Here is a 17,360-nt window from a genome sequence, read left to right on the forward strand (position 1 = left end):
AATCGAAAAACAGGAAAATGGCCGAATCGAATTTTGTTGATTATGTGCGGATTCATTGTCAATCCGGAAGTGGGGGAGCAGGTTCAGCACATCTGCGGCGGGAAAAATACATTCCTAAAGGAGGACCCGACGGTGGCGACGGTGGCCGTGGCGGACATATTATTCTCGAGGGGAATCAGCACATGTGGACCCTGTTGCACCTGAAATACAGAAAACACATTAAAGCAGGCAACGGCGATCCAGGAGGAAAGCAACGCAGTACCGGAGCCGATGGCGAGGATATCGTTTTGGAAGTACCTCTGGGAACCATTGCCAGGGATGCCGAGTCGGGCGAATTCCTGTTCGAAATTACTGAACATGGCGAATCGAAAATATTAATGAAAGGTGGCCGCGGAGGTTTGGGAAACGATCATTTTAAGTCGTCAACCAACCAAACGCCACGATACGCTCAACCCGGAGAAGAAGATGTGGAAGGCTGGCGGATACTGGAGCTGAAAGTACTTGCTGATGTTGGACTGGTGGGATTTCCAAGCTCAGGAAAATCAACATTGCTTTCTGTAGTATCGGCAGCTAAGCCAAAAATCGCCGAGTATCATTTTACTACTCTCGTTCCCAACCTCGGGATCGTGGGGCATCGCGAACAGCGCTCGTTTATTATGGCCGATATTCCCGGGATTATTGAAGGAGCGCATGAAGGGAAAGGCCTTGGCCTGAGATTTTTGCGCCATATCGAGCGTAACTCCATGTTGTTGTTCATGGTTCCGGCCGACAGTAAAGATCATTTAAAAGAATACAAAATTTTGTTGAACGAGCTCGAAAAGTACAATCCTGAATTACTCGACAAACAGCGTTTCCTGGCCATCAGTAAGGCCGATTTGCTGGATGAGGAACTGATGACAGAAATCAGCGCGGAACTGAAAGATATTCCGCACCTGTTTTTCTCATCGGTAACAGGATTGAATATTCAAAATTTAAAAGACAAAATCTGGGAGATATTGAATAGCTAATGGCGTTTTTACAACACATTCTTGAGTGGGACAAGGAGTTGTTCCTGTATTTAAACAGTTTTCACAGCGATTTTTGGGATACCATCATGTTAACGATCACCCGTAAAGAAACCTGGGTTCCCCTGTATGCGATCATCATCTGGTATTTTATTCGAAATTACCGGATCAAATCCATACTTATCATTATTGCACTGGCTTTGCTTGTTCTTGCTGCCGACCAGTTTTCCGGCCTACTCAAAGATACGATACAGCGGTTTCGGCCGGTGCACGAGCCGGCCATTGAAAACGTGGTGCACAATGTATTGCGGAAAGGCGGACTGTACGGATTTGTATCAGCACATGCGGCCAATTCAGTAGCGATTTTGGTATTTACCTCCCGCATTTTTAAGCGCCGAAGCTACTACATTCTCATGATGCTTTGGACCTTAATGTTCTGTTACTCCAGAATTTATTCGGGTGTTCACTATCCGCTCGATTTGCTTGGGGGCGCGCTGTTGGGCTGGGGTGCAGGCTATGGCATTTATAAGCTAATGATGTTTGTGGAGAATCACTTCTTTTTTTCCCGTTCGCCGAAAATCGAAAAAACAGCATTACCGGAGCAACAGTCAGGAATTATTTGGCTGGTGTTTTTCGTGCTTCTGGTTACAGTATTTATTGTAAGCTATCTGCTTCATCATTACAACTATTTGTAAATGCGTACCCCGGAGAATTTTTACCAAAATAAATTCGATGAGTATTCCGGTCAGCTTCAATCCTTACGATCGAAACTCAGGTGGTTTGGCTGGTATCGCTTTCTGGCTTTTGTATTTATTTTTCTTCCATTCTTTTTTGACGGATTCAATTGGCGAAGCATAATTTACGTGGTGCTTTTAGTTGCCCTCTTCTTTTATCTCATCAAAAAGAATATCCAGCTTGAAAGGGAAAAACGAAGAACAGGGGTTTTGTTGAAATTGGTGGAAGATGAGCGTTTGGCACTTCAGCATTCATTTTTGCACTTTCCGGACGGGAAAGAATTTCTCGATACCGATCATTTTTATTCATACGATCTCGATCTTTTTGGAAGCGGTTCTCTTTTTCAGTTTATAAACAGAACCTCCACCTTAAGCGGGAAAAACCTGCTGGCAAAATGGTTGATGTTTCCTTTTAAAAACAAGAAGGAGATTGAACCGCGACAGCATGCTGTTAAAGAGCTTGCCGCTCAGCCTGAATGGCGTCTTGAATTTTTATCGGCAGGAAAACTTTTTGAAGAGACAGCAGATATTTACCACGAGATCCGGTCGTGGTCGGAGCTAAACCTGAAACTGAAAAAGGCAGCTGTCATCCGGTATTTAATTTGGGTTGTTCCTGCTATTACACTGATCTCTGCCGTTCCTGCAATACTTGGAATCACCAATCTTTTTCTGATTCTGACATTGTTTGCTCAGTGGATTATGCTTTACTTCTTCTGGACACCGGTTACAAAATATTTTGGTTTTTTTGGCCGAAAATCGGAGCTTCTTTCCAAGTACATGCAACAACTGGGAAAAATCGGAGAACATGAATTTCAGTCGGTATTGCTTCTCAAACTTCAACAAAGAATAGAAGATCCATCAGCTGCGAAAGCTTTCAAAAAATTAAAAAGCCTGGTTAAAGAATTTGATTACCGGGAAAATTTACTCGTCGGATTGGCCATGAATTCCTTTCTGTTGTGGGATATTCGCTGCATGTACCGCCTTTGGCAATGGCACCAAAAATACCACAAAGACCTTGGAGTGTGGTTAGACGTAGTTGCGGAAGTTGATGCACTGGTAAGCCTTGCAAATTTTTCAAACAACCACCCTGAATTTGTATTTCCGCAAGTACAGGTAGATGATTTTGAATTTTCTTCCACTCAGTTGGGGCACCCGCTGCTTCATCCCGACAAAAGAATTTGTAACGATTTATCGTTGAACAAGTGGTCGCAGGTTTTAATTGTTACCGGGGCCAACATGGCCGGTAAAAGCACCTTTCTCCGAACAGTTGGGGTAAACCTGGTACTGGCAAAAATGGGAGCTCCAGTTTGTGCTTCCTCCATGCGTTTTACGCCGATTGATATTTACACCAATATGCGAACTACTGATTCGCTGTTAAAAGATGAATCGTATTTTTTTGCCGAACTAAGCCGTATAAAAACTGTACTCGACAGGCTAAAGAACGGTGAGCGATATTTTGTAATACTCGATGAAATGCTGAAAGGAACCAATTCCATCGACAAATTGAATGGTTCGAAAGAGCTGATTCGCCGTCTGGTGCATTTACAGGCGGTGTCGTTGATAGCCACTCACGATTTGAAGCTCAGTGAGATGGAGAAGGAATATCCTGTGCAGGTTTCCAATAAATGTTTCGAAATAAGCATTGAAAATGATGAGCTGGTTTTCGACTACAAATTGTCGGGTGGTGTCACCAAAACCATGAATGCCACTTTTCTGATGAAAAAAATGGGGATAATTTAGCTTTAGGAAGAAGTGTAATCCCTTGATTTTCAAATTCTATTTTTCATTCGTTTTCGGATCCCGGAAGTTTTTATTCTTCAGTATTTTTCAACTGTAAATTGTTAGTTAATGAAGCGCGGCAAACTGCGTAAAACATGATGATTTAATTATATTTGTGGCAATCCGGTGAATTCCGCAGTTATTTGAAATAAGCAAAATCCCAAACACAATTACATTTCATTTAATAGTTGGCGTTCACTGATACTTTGCAGGATTCAGGAGAATAATTATGAGCGCAAATTACGACGAAGGAACGATTAAGACCTTAGATTGGCAGGAGCATATCCGGAGGCGTCCGGGAATGTATATCGGAAAACTTGGCGACGGATCTTCAGCCGACGACGGTATTTATGTATTGCTGAAAGAGGTGATGGACAATTCCATTGATGAATTTATGATGGGACACGGTAAGAAGATTATCGTGAACGTTGATCAGGAGAAAGTTTCAATCCGCGATTTTGGTCGTGGTATTCCTCTTGGGAAGCTGGTGGATGTGGCCAGCAAAATGAATACCGGTGCCAAATACGACAACAAGGTTTTTAAAAAATCTGTGGGTTTGAATGGTGTGGGAATCAAAGCCGTTAACGCGCTCTCCACTAATTTTACAATTCGTGCTGTTCGCGAAGGAACGGCCAAAGAAGTTAGCTTTAGTAAAGGAGTTATAACCGACGAAAAAGACTATAAAGGTTTGGAGGAAGAAAACGGAACTGAAGTTTCTTTTGTTCCCGATGCCGAAGTGTTCAAGAAGTATCGTTACCTGAACGATTACATCGAGAACATGATGAAGAATTATACCTTCCTGAATGCAGGACTTACCATTGAATTTAATGGTGAGCGTTTTTATTCGCGAAATGGATTGCGCGACCTGCTGGAAGAGAACATGGATCACGACCCAATTTACCCAATTATACATCTGAAAGGTGAGGATATTGAGGTTGCCATCACGCATGGAAACCAATATGGCGAAGATTATTATTCTTTCGTTAACGGCCAGCATACTACACAGGGTGGTACTCATTTACAGGCTTTTCGGGAAGTACTGGTAAAAACAATCAGAGATTTTTACAAGAAGGAGTTTGATCCGTCTGATATTCGGGCGTCAATTGTGGCGGCGGTCAGTATTAAGGTTGAAGAGCCTGTATTTGAGTCCCAGACCAAAACAAAACTGGGTTCGAAGGATATTGGCCCCGAGGGGCCTTCAGTTAGGGCGCATGTGGGAAATTTCCTGCAAAAGGAATTGGATAATTATTTGCATAAAAACCACGAAACCGCCGAAGTGCTGCTCAGGCGAATTATGGAATCGGAGCGCGAGCGCAAAGCCATTTCCGGCGTAAAAAAACTGGCCAAGCAACGGGCTAAAAAGGCCAACCTTCATAATAAAAAATTGCGCGACTGTCGTATCCACTTCAACAGTAACGATGAAAGGAAAGAAGAATCGAGCATTTTTATAACCGAGGGAGATTCGGCGAGTGGCTCAATTACCAAGTCGCGTGATGTAAATACGCAGGCGGTATTCAGCTTAAAAGGAAAGCCGCTGAACACATATGGACTGACTAAAAAAGTGGTGTACGAGAATGAGGAATTTAATCTCTTGCAGGCGGCACTGAATATCGAAGACAGCATGGAAGACCTTCGGTACAATAAAGTAATTATAGCTACCGATGCCGATGTGGATGGAATGCATATCCGTTTGCTGCTGATCACTTTCTTCCTTCAGTTTTTCCCCGAGTTGATCAAAAAAGGTCATGTACATATTTTGCAAACGCCACTGTTCCGCGTTCGAAACAAGCAAAAAACCTATTATTGTTATTCTGACGACGAGAAAGAAAAAGCCATAAAGAAATTAAAAGGCAAACCCGAGATCACCCGTTTTAAAGGATTGGGTGAGATCTCGCCTGATGAGTTCAAACATTTTATCGGGAAAGACATTCGCCTCGATCCGGTTCAAATGAAAAAGCATGAATCGGTGGCTCAGATGCTTGAATTTTACATGGGAAAAAACACACCTGACCGGCAGGATTTTATTATCGATAATCTGTATGTAGAGAAAGACGAAGTGGCTTAACATAAAAACCAATTGCCCTTGTGGCATTTACAAACCTGAAAAGTAAGAATGTCGGAAGAGAACACCAATAATAACGAAGAAATACAGGACGAACAGCTAAAGGACGAGGTAACCTATTTATCGGGGATGTACCGCGACTGGTTTTTGGATTATGCTTCTTACGTGATCCTTGAACGCGCAGTTCCGTACATCAACGATGGCCTGAAACCTGTGCAGCGCCGTATTTTGCATGCCATGCGCGAAATGGATGACGGGCGCTACAACAAAGTGGCTAACATTATCGGGCAAACCATGCAGTATCACCCGCACGGTGATGCTTCCATCGGTGATGCGATTGTTCAACTGGGGCAAAAAGAATTGCTGATCGACAGCCAGGGAAACTGGGGGAACCTGCTAACCGGGGACGGTGCAGCCGCTCCGCGTTACATCGAGGCGCGTTTGTCGAAGTTTGCACTTGAGGTTCTTTTTAATCCAAAAACTACCGAGTGGAAACTTTCATACGACGGCCGGAAAAAGGAGCCGGTAACGCTTCCTGTAAAATTTCCTTTGTTGCTGGCACAGGGTGTCGACGGTATTGCCGTTGGTCTGGCTTCAAAAATGTTCCCACACAACTTTAATGAACTGATAGATGCTTCAATCAATTATCTTAAAGGAAAAGATTTTGAACTGTATCCCGATTTCCCAACCGGCGGTTCGGCCGATTTTAGCAAATACAACGACGGTGTCCGTGGTGGAAGCATTAAAGTGCGCGCGAAAATCGAGAAGCAGGATAATAAAACGCTGATCATAACCGAAGTTCCCTATGGTAAAACGACTACTTCGCTGATCGAGTCCATCATTAAAGCCAATGATAAGGGGAAGATCAAGGTGAAGAAGATCGATGACAACACGGCTGAAAATGTGGAGATCCTGGTTCGTTTGGCCTCCGGTGTTTCATCCGATAAAACCATCGACGCCTTGTACGCTTTTACCGACTGCGAAATTTCGTTGTCGCCAAATGCCTGTATCATCGAAAACGATAAACCCTTGTTTATTGGGGTGAAGGAAATTTTAAAGCGTTCGGCTGATAGTACAAAGGAACTTCTGAAACTGGAACTCGAGATCAAAAAAAGTGAGCTGGAAGAGCAATGGCATTTTTCTTCGCTCGAAAAAATATTTATCGAGGAACGCATATACAAGGACAAGAAATTTGAGGATTCGGAAAACATGGACCAGGCTGTTGCGCATATCGACAAGCGACTGGAGCCATGGAAACCCAAACTGAAAAGAGAGGTTACCCGCGAAGATATTCTGAAACTCATGGAAATTCGCATGGCGCGTATCCTTAAATTTAATAAAGATAAAGCCAACGATCACCTGAAAGCTATTGAAGACGAGATTGCCGAGGTGGTGAACAACATCAAAAACATTGTTCCTTACACGATAAAATGGTTCCAGCACCTGAAAGCCAAGTATGGTAAGGGCCGCGACCGTAAAACCGAAATCAGGAGTTTCGAGAACATTGTGGCCAGCAAGGTTGTGGTGAAGAATGAAAAACTTTATGTCGACCGCAAAGAAGGATTTATGGGAACCTCGTTGAAAAAGGCTGAGTTCGTGTGCGACTGTTCCGATATCGACGACATCATAATTTTCCGGCGCGATGGCAGCTACTATGTTACCAAAGTTTCGGATAAGGCGTTTATCGGGAAAAACCTGCTGCACATTGCAGTATTCAAGAAAAACGATAAACGCACCATTTACAATGTGGTTTACAAAGACGGCAAAACCGGGTATTACTACATGAAGCGATTCTTTGTTACCGGCGTAACGCGCGACAAAGAATACAATGTGACTAAAGGAACCAAAGGATCGCGCATTACTTATTTTTCGGCCAATCCGAACGGTGAGGCCGAAACTTTGAGAGTAGTGCTAAAACCAAAACCAAGGCTTAAAAAATTAACTTTCGAAGAAGACCTGAGTGAGCTGGCCATTAAAGGAAAGCAATCGATGGGTAATATTCTTACCAAATACGAAGTACACAAAATTTCGCTGAAAGAAAAAGGAGTATCTACCCTGGGTGGCCGAAAGATCTGGTTCGATCCTGACGTGTTGCGCTTAAATGCCGACAACCGAGGTAACTATCTGGGCGAATTTATGGGCGAGGATAAGATCCTTGTGCTGTATAAGAGCGGTGAATATCAGCTGTACAATTACGACCTTAGTAACCACTTCGAACCCAATATTCTGTGCATTGAGAAATTTGATAAATCGAAAATTTTATCGGCTGTTTATTTCGATGCAGAGCAACAGTTTTATTACGTAAAACGCTTTGAAATTGAGGAAGTCGAAGGGAAGTTGATTCCGTTTATTGGCGACAATCCCGACAACAAGTTGGTGAGCATTACCTGGGTACATTACCCACGACTTGAGTTAACTTTTGGAGGCAAAAACGAAGAGCGTGACAACGAGATCATCGAAGTTGCTGAATTTATCGGGGTGAAATCGTGGAAAGCTAAAGGGAAGCGCCTAACGAATTACGAAGTGAAAAACATTAAGGAGATTGAACCTGTTGTAAAAGACGAAGATGACCGTGAACCGGAAGAGCAGGCTGACGATGAGCCGGAGAAGGATGATATTCCATTCGAAGTAAATCGTCCGAAAAATGACGATGATGACGACAATGGAAATCAAATGTCACTATTTTAGTTCAAAGTTTAGAGTTCAAAGTTCAAAGTTTTCTTGATGCTCTGAACATTGAACACTGAACACTAAACTGTTTTTATGAGAATTTACTTGATCGGATATATGGGATGCGGAAAATCCACTTTGGGACGGCGACTCTCGAAGCATTTGAATTTGCAGTTTGTCGATATGGATCATTACATTGAAGAACGCAACTGCAAATCCATACCACAGATTTTTGCCGAAGAAGGGGAATCCGAATTCAGAAGGAAAGAACGAAAAGCACTGGAAGAGCTGTCGGAATTTACCGATATTGTCATTGCTACGGGCGGAGGTGCACCTTGTTTTTTCGATAATATCGATCTGATGAACAAGACAGGTAAAACCATTTACCTGAATATAAATCCAAAAATTCTGGCCGATCGTTTACTGAAATCGAAAACCGAACGACCGCTGATAAAAGGTAAATCGCGTGAAGAACTGATTGCCTTTATTGATGATACGCTTCACAAAAGAAACGAATTTTACATGCAGGCAAAGCATTACATCACTGAGCCTGATATAGATCTGGAACTGGTAAAAGAAATGATTTCCTGATAAACCATGTCAACCGTTGCCCGACAGTTTGCCCACACCCTGCGCGAAATTGGTGTTCGTTATGTTTTTGGTGTGCCCAGTGGTAACATGATCGATTATATTGAGGCCCTTCGTCAAGAAAAAGGTATTGATTTTGTGCTGGTAGGCCACGAAGCTACAGCTGCTATTATGGCCGATGTTTGCGGCCGACTCACCGGAATTCCTGGAGCGTGTTTTGCAACATTCGGACCGGGAGCAACAAACCTGAGTACAGGAGTAGGGGAAGCCTTTCTAGATCGATCGCCTCTACTTGCTTTTACCGACGAAATGCCCGATCATCTGCAGGGCCGAACTGTCCAGATGAATATCGATCATCAGCAATTGTTTTTCCCGATTACCAAGTGGACCACCCATATGAATGATCGAAACGTGGAGGAAATCATTCTGAAAGGAAGGAGCAAGGCTACAGCTGATATTCCCGGCCCGGTTCATATTGGTGTGCCTGCCGGAATCGGGCAACGTGTGGCGGCAGATGCCCGATCATCCCTCGATTATTTAAGTATCGAAAAGAAAAGATGGTCGCCCTTGGTGGGCGCACAGGTTCGTAAGATTGAGCAGCTCTGGAATAAAAGTGAAAAACCTGTCTTGGCAGTAGGCTTGACAGCTGTGCGTGAAGGTATTCAGGACATCCTGCTTGAAATCGCCGAAAAATATCAACTACCGGTTGTATTGACACCAATGGCAAAAGGGATGTTTGCTGAAGATCATCCGCTGTACGCAGGTGTGCTGTTTCATGCGCTTTCAGATATGGTGTCCGAAACTTACAGCGAAGCCGACCTGGTGATCGGTGTGGGATACGACCCGGTGGAATTTAATTATGAAGACTGGATGCCGAGGGTACCGCTGATTCACATCGATTCGAAGAAAGCCGATGTGGATACCGGACAAATTCCTGAAGTATTGAATGTGGTGGGGGGATTGAAAACAGCGTTAAAAGAAATGCTGGCTTTAGAAGATAAAAGGAAGAGTTGGAATATTGGTCAGCTAAAGAAAAGGCGTGAACGCTTGTTCCGAAAATTGACGCCCAACCCAGGGAGTTTTGGACCGCTTGCTGTTTTGCATGAATTACGACAGATACTACCTGATGATGGAATATTGACGCTTGATGTTGGTGCTCACCTTCACCTTGCCGGTCAGCAGTGGCGAACTCCGGCGCCACAAAAACTACTGATGACCAATGGCTGGTCGGGAATGGGATTTGCGCTACCTGCTGCTATGGCGGCAAAAATGTGTCATCCCGAACTTTCCGTTGTAGCCTTAATGGGCGACGGCGGTTTTTATATGACTGTGGGCGAACTGGCCACAGTCAAACGACTCAATCTCAATATCGTTTTTGTGGTGATCTACGACAAAAGTTTGTCGCTGATCAACATCAAACAACAAAAGAAAGGATACGAGCCACATTACGGAACGGATTTAAATACTCTCCCGGATGAACCAACGAACCATTATTTTGGAGTGCCGATATTACGGGCAATCGACTTGACTACTTATCGAATAGCTTTGAAAGAAGCTTTCAAATTGAACGGACCTGTAGTGGTTGAAGCAGTTGTTTCTGCAAATGAATACGATGAATTGGTTTTGCAAAGTGTTTGATATAAAGAATTCTCTTATTCTTTTACAACTCAATATTTATTCTAAAGGTGATTTTTAAGGTGTTAGAATCTTGTTTATTATCACCAATAAATTGCCGTGTGAACGAAAAAATGAGTGAATTAATCCCGTAATATTACATGGATATATGTCATTTCTATACGTAATTTTCGGATAAATTATACGGGATTTTACGTATAGAGGAAATTAAAATTTCAACTTCATAATTATGAACGCTTAACCCTTTAATTCTTAGTTGTGGAATCTATTTTGATATTTCCGATGAGCTGGATTCTTGCAAATGTAAGCAAATGGAGAATGTATAATTTAATTAAAAGAAGTTGAGAAAAGTACTTAATCTTAAAATTCAATAAAATACCTGTAAGTGTTTTAATATCAATAGTATTTTGATAAATGTTTTTCAGACTACAATGTTGATCAACTTGGTGAAATGCTTCTTGTCGATGATTCTATTTTCTTTTTTATTTGATTGTAAATAGAACACAAGTTTATTTCAATTTTGCTATCCTTGCTTGATAAATCTTTTGTCCGTTCAAAATTAAAGTCAGGATTTATAGAGAAACTGGAAGTCTGAATCAGAAAAGAAAAAAATACCAAAAAGTATTTAAATATCGATTCTCAAATCCGTATAAAACCCGATTGACTTAGGCTATCCGTTCGTCGTAACTTGTATTTGAAATTTTGAACGAAAGCAGAAACTTAACGTGCAACCCCGCGAAGTACTCACAAAATTTCAATTAAAAGATACAGTAACCTGGCGTTTGTTGGATGATGATTTGATAAGTAAAAGACATTATTTACTTACTTAAATTATCAGTTTATGGAGACATTTTACAAAAAACTTTCAGGAGCCGGAAAAGTTGTTCCTGCCTGGGCAAAATTGCTGTGCCTTTATTGGTGCCGAATGTTTGCCGTATTATTTATTTTGCTGTGTTGTACAATGCAGTATGCAAATAGTCAGATCGTCACCGAGGGGCCCGCAGTAAAGGCAAACTTCGGAATTGATGCTGATATTTATGCGAACTACTTACTTGATCCTGCTTTGGCTGGAGAAACTGCAGTTGGCACCGACGATTGGTTTGGCGGTCTTTATGGAGGGAATGGAATGGCCGTGTTTACCCCTTCCGGAACATTCATTGCTAACATAATCAGTGCGCTTGCAATTGATGAGAATTTAAGTTTTGTTGTCAGGATGGGTGTTCCCCGAAACTCCGAAATAGAGATTCCTTCTTCTCTTGGAGATACAATTGTATGGATTGACGGAGTGTATGCAAGAGATAACAATACTGCCGGAAATGGGAAAGACAGTTCTGCGTTTGCCGGTACGTCGGATAAAAACTTTCAGGATCCATCAACATGGAATACGGGGATTAAAGACCCTTATCAAAAAGGAGATTTAATTGATGTGTTTGGGCACATGAGAGAAGACCCAAGTGGACAAGTTTGGGGAATAGGAGCTTTCTCCACCCGGTCGAGTTCAGGATCTGTACATGCCGATTTTGAGTTTTTTGCAAACCAGGTTGGGTATAATGGAATGAATTTTACCAATACCGGCGGTGACCATGGACATACCTCATGGACATTTGATCGTGATAATGATGGGATAGTATTAACCGCCGGAGACTTGATCGTTAGTATTGATTACGAAAAAGGTGGTGATGATCCCGTGGCCAGTATACGCGTTTGGGTAAGTGAAGATGACTACAATTGGGGATTAGCTAATTTTAATGCGAGCTCTTCCTTCAGTTTTACAGGTGCTTTCACTACGGAATCGGGTGCTGGTTTTGGTTATGCCGAAATTCAGCCGGCAGTTGATGGTGTTGATCCTGCTGCATGGGCGGTGGTAAACGTTGATAGTGTTTCTCCTGCACCTCCGTGGGGTACCCTGGAAGGTCCGCAAGCGGATAATAATGATGGCTATCTGCCACTTCAGTTTGCCGAATTTGCTATTAATATGTCGTTTTTAGGATTGGATGCATTTGGAGGAAATGCCTGTAACAAAACTTTGGGAAGCCTGTTGGTAAAAACCAGAAGTTCGCCAAGTTTTGAATCGGAAATGCATGACTTTGTTGGACCACTGTTGTTTGGTTATGATTTGGAAACCAAAATTGTGGCAATGCCTCTCGATTCTTGCGATGACGGCGAAAATCAATTTGATTTGATGACAGCTGTAGATAGCTTTGGTGACGGAAATGTAACCTTTTATGCTACTAGTGCTGACGCCTTTGCAGATCCTCCTGTAAATGCGATTTCTTCAAACCAAACTTTACCTGTAGGAGATACCATGTTTTGGGCTCGCAGTTCAAATCCAGATGATGAAAGTTGTTTTGCTGTAGATTCTTTTATGGTAACTGTTCACGATAACCCGGTTTGTAATGTTACAGCTACGGATGAAACTTACTTTAATGCCGGAAATGGAACTGCAAAAGTGACTGTTACTGGAGGTGAAGGCCCTTATACTTATTTATGGGTGCCAAGTAACGGCGGTACTATTGGTGGAGGCCAGAATTCGGATAGTATTTATGGGTTAACAGACGGCAGATACGATGTTTATATTACCGATGCGAATGGTTGTACAACTGATTGCTATGGTGAGGTTTTATGGACTCCAACAGCTCCAACATGTGCCGTATTTACGGTTGATGTTGAATGTTATGGTGCAGAAACTGGTATCGCATGGGCAGAAGTAACACCTTCTGATACGATTGGATATCCACCTTATACATACATTTGGTACAAAGATGCAGTAGCTTTTGATACAACGATAACTCCAAATCTGGTAGATACCATGTTTAACCTTGGAGCCGGAATTTATGATGTTGAAGTGTTTAACGCTGTTGATCCCAATGGATCATTTTGTGGCGATACTATTTTCCAACCGGATCCAAATCCTGTTTATGTTGAATGTTCAGATTATAGCATGGATGGTTGTCAGGGGCAATCTGCAGTTGATGCAAACTTTGGAAATTGGTTAGATACGGTTTTCATGGTTTCCGGTGGAACAGATCCTCTTGATACGGTATTTCATATTAACGATATTGAAGTAGATCCGGATACCGTTGATGCACCGGATTACTGTGGCGGTACCGTCACAATTCGAATGATTGTAACTGATTATTGCGGATTAAAGGATACTTGTGATGCGACATTTACGGTTAATTCGGACAATACTCCACCAGTAATTTCGGGAGTTGAGGCTGACACTACCATAGAATGTCCTTCGGTTCCTGAATGGAGCACGCCAACAGCGCTTGATGCTTGTTTTGGAGAAGTAACTCCAACCATGTCCGATGATACAACGTCTTACGCTTGTCCACTGGTCATAACCCGTACCTGGAAAGCAATCGATGCGTGTGGCAACAGTTCAACAGCAAGTCAGACGATCACAGTTATAGACACTACACCACCGGTATTCAGTGGAGTAGGTGCTGATGCAGAGATCGAATGTCCGGATGAACCAGTATGGAGCACACCAACGGCAAATGATGTATGCGACGGAGCCATCACACCAACAATGGTTGATGACACGACATCCTATTCATGTCCATTGGTAATCACCCGTACCTGGAAAGCCATCGATGCATGTGGCAACAGTTCTACAGCAAGTCAGACGATCACAGTTATAGACACTACGCCACCGGTATTCAGTGGAGTAGGTGCTGATGCAGAGATCGAATGTCCGAATGAGCCGGTATGGAGCACACCAACCGCAAATGATGTATGCGACGGAGCCATCACACCAACAATGGTTGATGATACGACTTCATATTCATGTCCTTTGGTAATCACCCGTACGTGGAAAGCCATCGATGCCTGTGGCAACAGTTCAACAGCAAGTCAGACGATCACAGTTATAGACACTACGCCACCGGTATTCAGTGGAGTAGGTGCTGATGCAGAGATCGAATGTCCGGATGAGCCGGTATGGAGCACACCAACAGCAAATGATGTATGCGACGGAGCAATCACACCAACAATGGTTGATGACACGACTTCCTATTCATGTCCATTGGTAATAACCCGTACCTGGAAAGCCATCGATGCCTGTGGTAACAGTTCAACAGCGAGCCAGACGATCACAGTTTTAGACACTACGCCACCGGTATTCAGTGGAGTAGGTGCTGATGCAGAGATCGAATGTCCGGATGAGCCGGTATGGAGCACACCAACAGCAAATGATGTATGCGACGGAGCAATCACACCAACAATGGTTGATGACACGACTTCCTATTCATGTCCATTGGTAATAACCCGTACCTGGAAAGCCATCGATGCCTGTGGTAACAGTTCGACAGCGAGCCAGACAATCACAGTAATCGATACAACACCACCTGTTATCACGGGAGTTGACGCCGACACTACGATAGAATGTCCGAGTGTACCAGAATGGAGTAGTCCTACAGCTAGTGATGTATGTGACGGAGATATCACGCCAACAATGGTTGATGACACAACGAATTATTCATGTCCATTGGTAATTACCCGTACCTGGAAGGCCATCGATGCCTGTGGTAACAGTTCGACAGCGAGTCAGACGATCACAGTTATAGACACCACGCCACCGGTAATTACCATTACCGTAGTTATGGATTCCACCTGTAACTCGGATCCGGTAGCTACGGCTACCTATACTGACGAATGTTCAGATGGAGGCAGTATAACACCATCAATTCGTGTGGTACCGATCGATCCTTCAGATCCGAATCAATGTGATGAGTACTGGATATTTACATTCACTGCAAAGGATGATTGCGAAAATACTTCTACTGCAGTTGATACCTTATACAGGTTCACAGAATCGGAAGGCGATTGTGAAACAGCATTTGGACGTTTGCCGGAACCGGATTTGAATGTAGATCTGGATCAAACGCCATATACCACCGAAATTGGTGCAAAATGCTTCCTGGACGAACCTGACACCGCGGTATTTAACCGCTGGGGATGGACAAACAGGATCCTGGCTGACGGAGATTCAACCTATACTCTGGATGTTTATGCCGGCGCCGGTCAGTGCGACCTTAGTAAAGGTACCTACGTTGGAACCGTTGATTTAAGCTTCGCCTTCGGAGGCACTAACACCATGTTTGTCGACTTCGATTTGCTGGAAGGTTATGTATTAACCGAAGCACATATTTATGCAGGTACTCCAATGTATCCTCAGAAGAAGAATGGGAAACACAAAGGTGAATATACCGTGGCTCCGGGACAATATACCGTAGTTTGGGAGAACGATGGTTCTACCGGCGGCATAGAAGTTGACATCACCAATGTGCCGGAAGGAGCCTATATCTGGGTAATCGTCCATTCTGTGGTATGCATACCTACATGCGACTGTCCGGAAACAGTCAGACCTGAAGTTACATTACTGGCAGCTCAGGACGGTGACTTCGAAACCGTTAGAGTTAGAGGTAATAAGAAGAGCGCAGAAATTACCACTGGTATTGGTGAATTCGAAGAAGGAGAATTGAAAGTATTCCCGAATCCGTTTACCGAGAAGGTAACGTTCGAATTTGTTTCTGCAAAAGATGCTTACGGAACGCTTGATATATACAGCTTAACCGGACAACGTGTTGCGCGCATACTCGAGCGCCAGGTAATAGCCGGTGAATTGAACAAGGTATTCTACGAACCGGATCACGATGTTACGGGTGTATACCTCTATCGTCTTGATCTGGACGGAGATGTTCAGGTTGGAAGGATTATTTACAAAAAATAATTTGACCCTTATTTTTTATCAAATAACTAAAGTGTTCTGCTTTAGGTTGAGGATAATACCTCAATAGAATTACAGAAGAGGCCGGCTGTCAGCGTCGGCCTCTTCCATTTTTTGAATTGCATTGTTACCCTCATCCAACTCATTTATTCCGATGCCGGATAGTTACACTTGAGCTGATTAATTACAATAGAAATGAAACGAATCTCATTCATTATGGCAGATCTTATATTTCGTAAGTTGTCAAAAAAAGTAGTTACATATTTCCTTCAAAAAAATATACCGGGAATTACCTATTGACTTATATGTATCTTTTTGCGTAAATTACGTATAAGAAATTACTTACTACGCACAAACAATTTCATGGATGACTTATCGGGCTGATTGGTAGATATGTACAATCTGTTTAACGGTTATATCCAGTATATTCAGATTTATTGATTTAAAATAAGGGATATCAATAGTTAGGTAGATTGATGTAAATGTGTTTTTAACATTTTAATATCAATCGTCATGTGTAAAATTGCTGTATTAGAGAGGTTTACACTTCTTGGATCGGGTATCGCATCCATTCTGAGTAATGAAAAAGACTGCCAGGTAATTTTAGCGAAAACCAGGGAGGAGTTGGTACGAAAGCTTGATGGCACCATTCCGGATGTGATCATAATCGATATAATTCATAACGAAAATTCAGGTTTCAAACCCTTAAAAAGATTTCGGAATATCTTTCCGCATGTTCCCGTACTGTTAGTTGTAAGTGCGAGTTATGCCGACTGTTTCGAAGAATATATTCGATTGGGAGTGAAGGGATTTATCTTTGATAGTTCCGACAGGGATGAATTGCTTAACGCCATAAGAAAGTTAAAGAAGGGCGGGGAATACTTTACGGATAAAGTCTGGAAGATCTTTAAAAGTTCAATTCAATCGAGGAAACATAAGCCGATAGATCAAAAACTGACAGACCGGGAAGTTGCTGTCCTGAAACTTTTTTCCAGTGGGTTGACTTACAAGGAAATAGGATCGGAGTTAAGTATTAGTCCGCGTACTGTAGAAACCCATAAACGTAACATACTTTCAAAACTTAAGATCAACTCAACTGCCGATATGGTGAAGTATGCATATCGCAATAAAATTCTTATTTAAATCAGTGAGAC

Annotated in this window: 9 protein-coding genes; all 9 read left to right on the top strand. The window is 42.7% G+C overall.

Going from position 1 to position 17,360, the window contains the following annotated elements:
- Positions 1-17 precede the first annotated feature (17 nt).
- Entirely contained in the window at positions 18-1,007 is a 990-nt protein-coding gene (gene obgE / locus WFY05_RS14375; RefSeq protein WP_340113589.1) for a GTPase ObgE, read from the top strand.
- Positions 1,007-1,699, top strand: coding sequence for a phosphatase PAP2 family protein (locus tag WFY05_RS14380; protein WP_340113590.1), 693 nt, complete (start codon positions 1,007-1,009; stop codon positions 1,697-1,699). The genes obgE and WFY05_RS14380 overlap by 1 nt, the downstream gene beginning before the upstream one ends.
- The gene (locus WFY05_RS14385) at positions 1,700-3,478 is read left to right on the top strand and encodes a MutS-related protein (RefSeq protein WP_340113591.1); all 1,779 of its coding nucleotides are present in this window, start codon (positions 1,700-1,702) and stop codon (positions 3,476-3,478) included.
- A 268-nt stretch (positions 3,479-3,746) separates the two neighbouring features.
- Complete coding sequence (locus WFY05_RS14390) at positions 3,747-5,582, top strand: DNA topoisomerase IV subunit B (RefSeq protein WP_340113592.1); 1,836 nt, start codon at positions 3,747-3,749, stop codon at positions 5,580-5,582.
- Between the two features lie 48 nt (positions 5,583-5,630).
- Positions 5,631-8,267 (top strand): DNA gyrase/topoisomerase IV subunit A, encoded by a 2,637-nt coding sequence (locus WFY05_RS14395; RefSeq protein ID WP_340113593.1) that lies wholly within the window; start codon positions 5,631-5,633, stop codon positions 8,265-8,267.
- Positions 8,268-8,342: 75 nt separating this feature from the next.
- Positions 8,343-8,840, top strand: coding sequence for a shikimate kinase (locus WFY05_RS14400; protein WP_340113594.1), 498 nt, complete (start codon positions 8,343-8,345; stop codon positions 8,838-8,840).
- A 6-nt stretch (positions 8,841-8,846) separates the two neighbouring features.
- The gene (locus tag WFY05_RS14405) at positions 8,847-10,475 is read left to right on the top strand and encodes a thiamine pyrophosphate-binding protein (protein WP_340113595.1); all 1,629 of its coding nucleotides are present in this window, start codon (positions 8,847-8,849) and stop codon (positions 10,473-10,475) included.
- 838 nt (positions 10,476-11,313) lie between these two features.
- Complete coding sequence (locus WFY05_RS14410) at positions 11,314-16,209, top strand: HYR-like domain-containing protein (RefSeq protein ID WP_340113596.1); 4,896 nt, start codon at positions 11,314-11,316, stop codon at positions 16,207-16,209.
- A gap of 510 nt (positions 16,210-16,719) precedes the next feature.
- On the top strand, positions 16,720-17,349 hold the full coding sequence (locus tag WFY05_RS14415; protein ID WP_340113597.1) for a helix-turn-helix transcriptional regulator: 630 nt from the start codon (positions 16,720-16,722) through the stop codon (positions 17,347-17,349).
- The last annotated feature ends 11 nt before the right edge of the window (positions 17,350-17,360 follow it).

Origin of the sequence: Maribellus mangrovi (assembly GCF_037646455.1) — a bacterium.
Classification (GTDB): domain Bacteria; phylum Bacteroidota; class Bacteroidia; order Bacteroidales; family Prolixibacteraceae; genus Draconibacterium; species Draconibacterium mangrovi_A.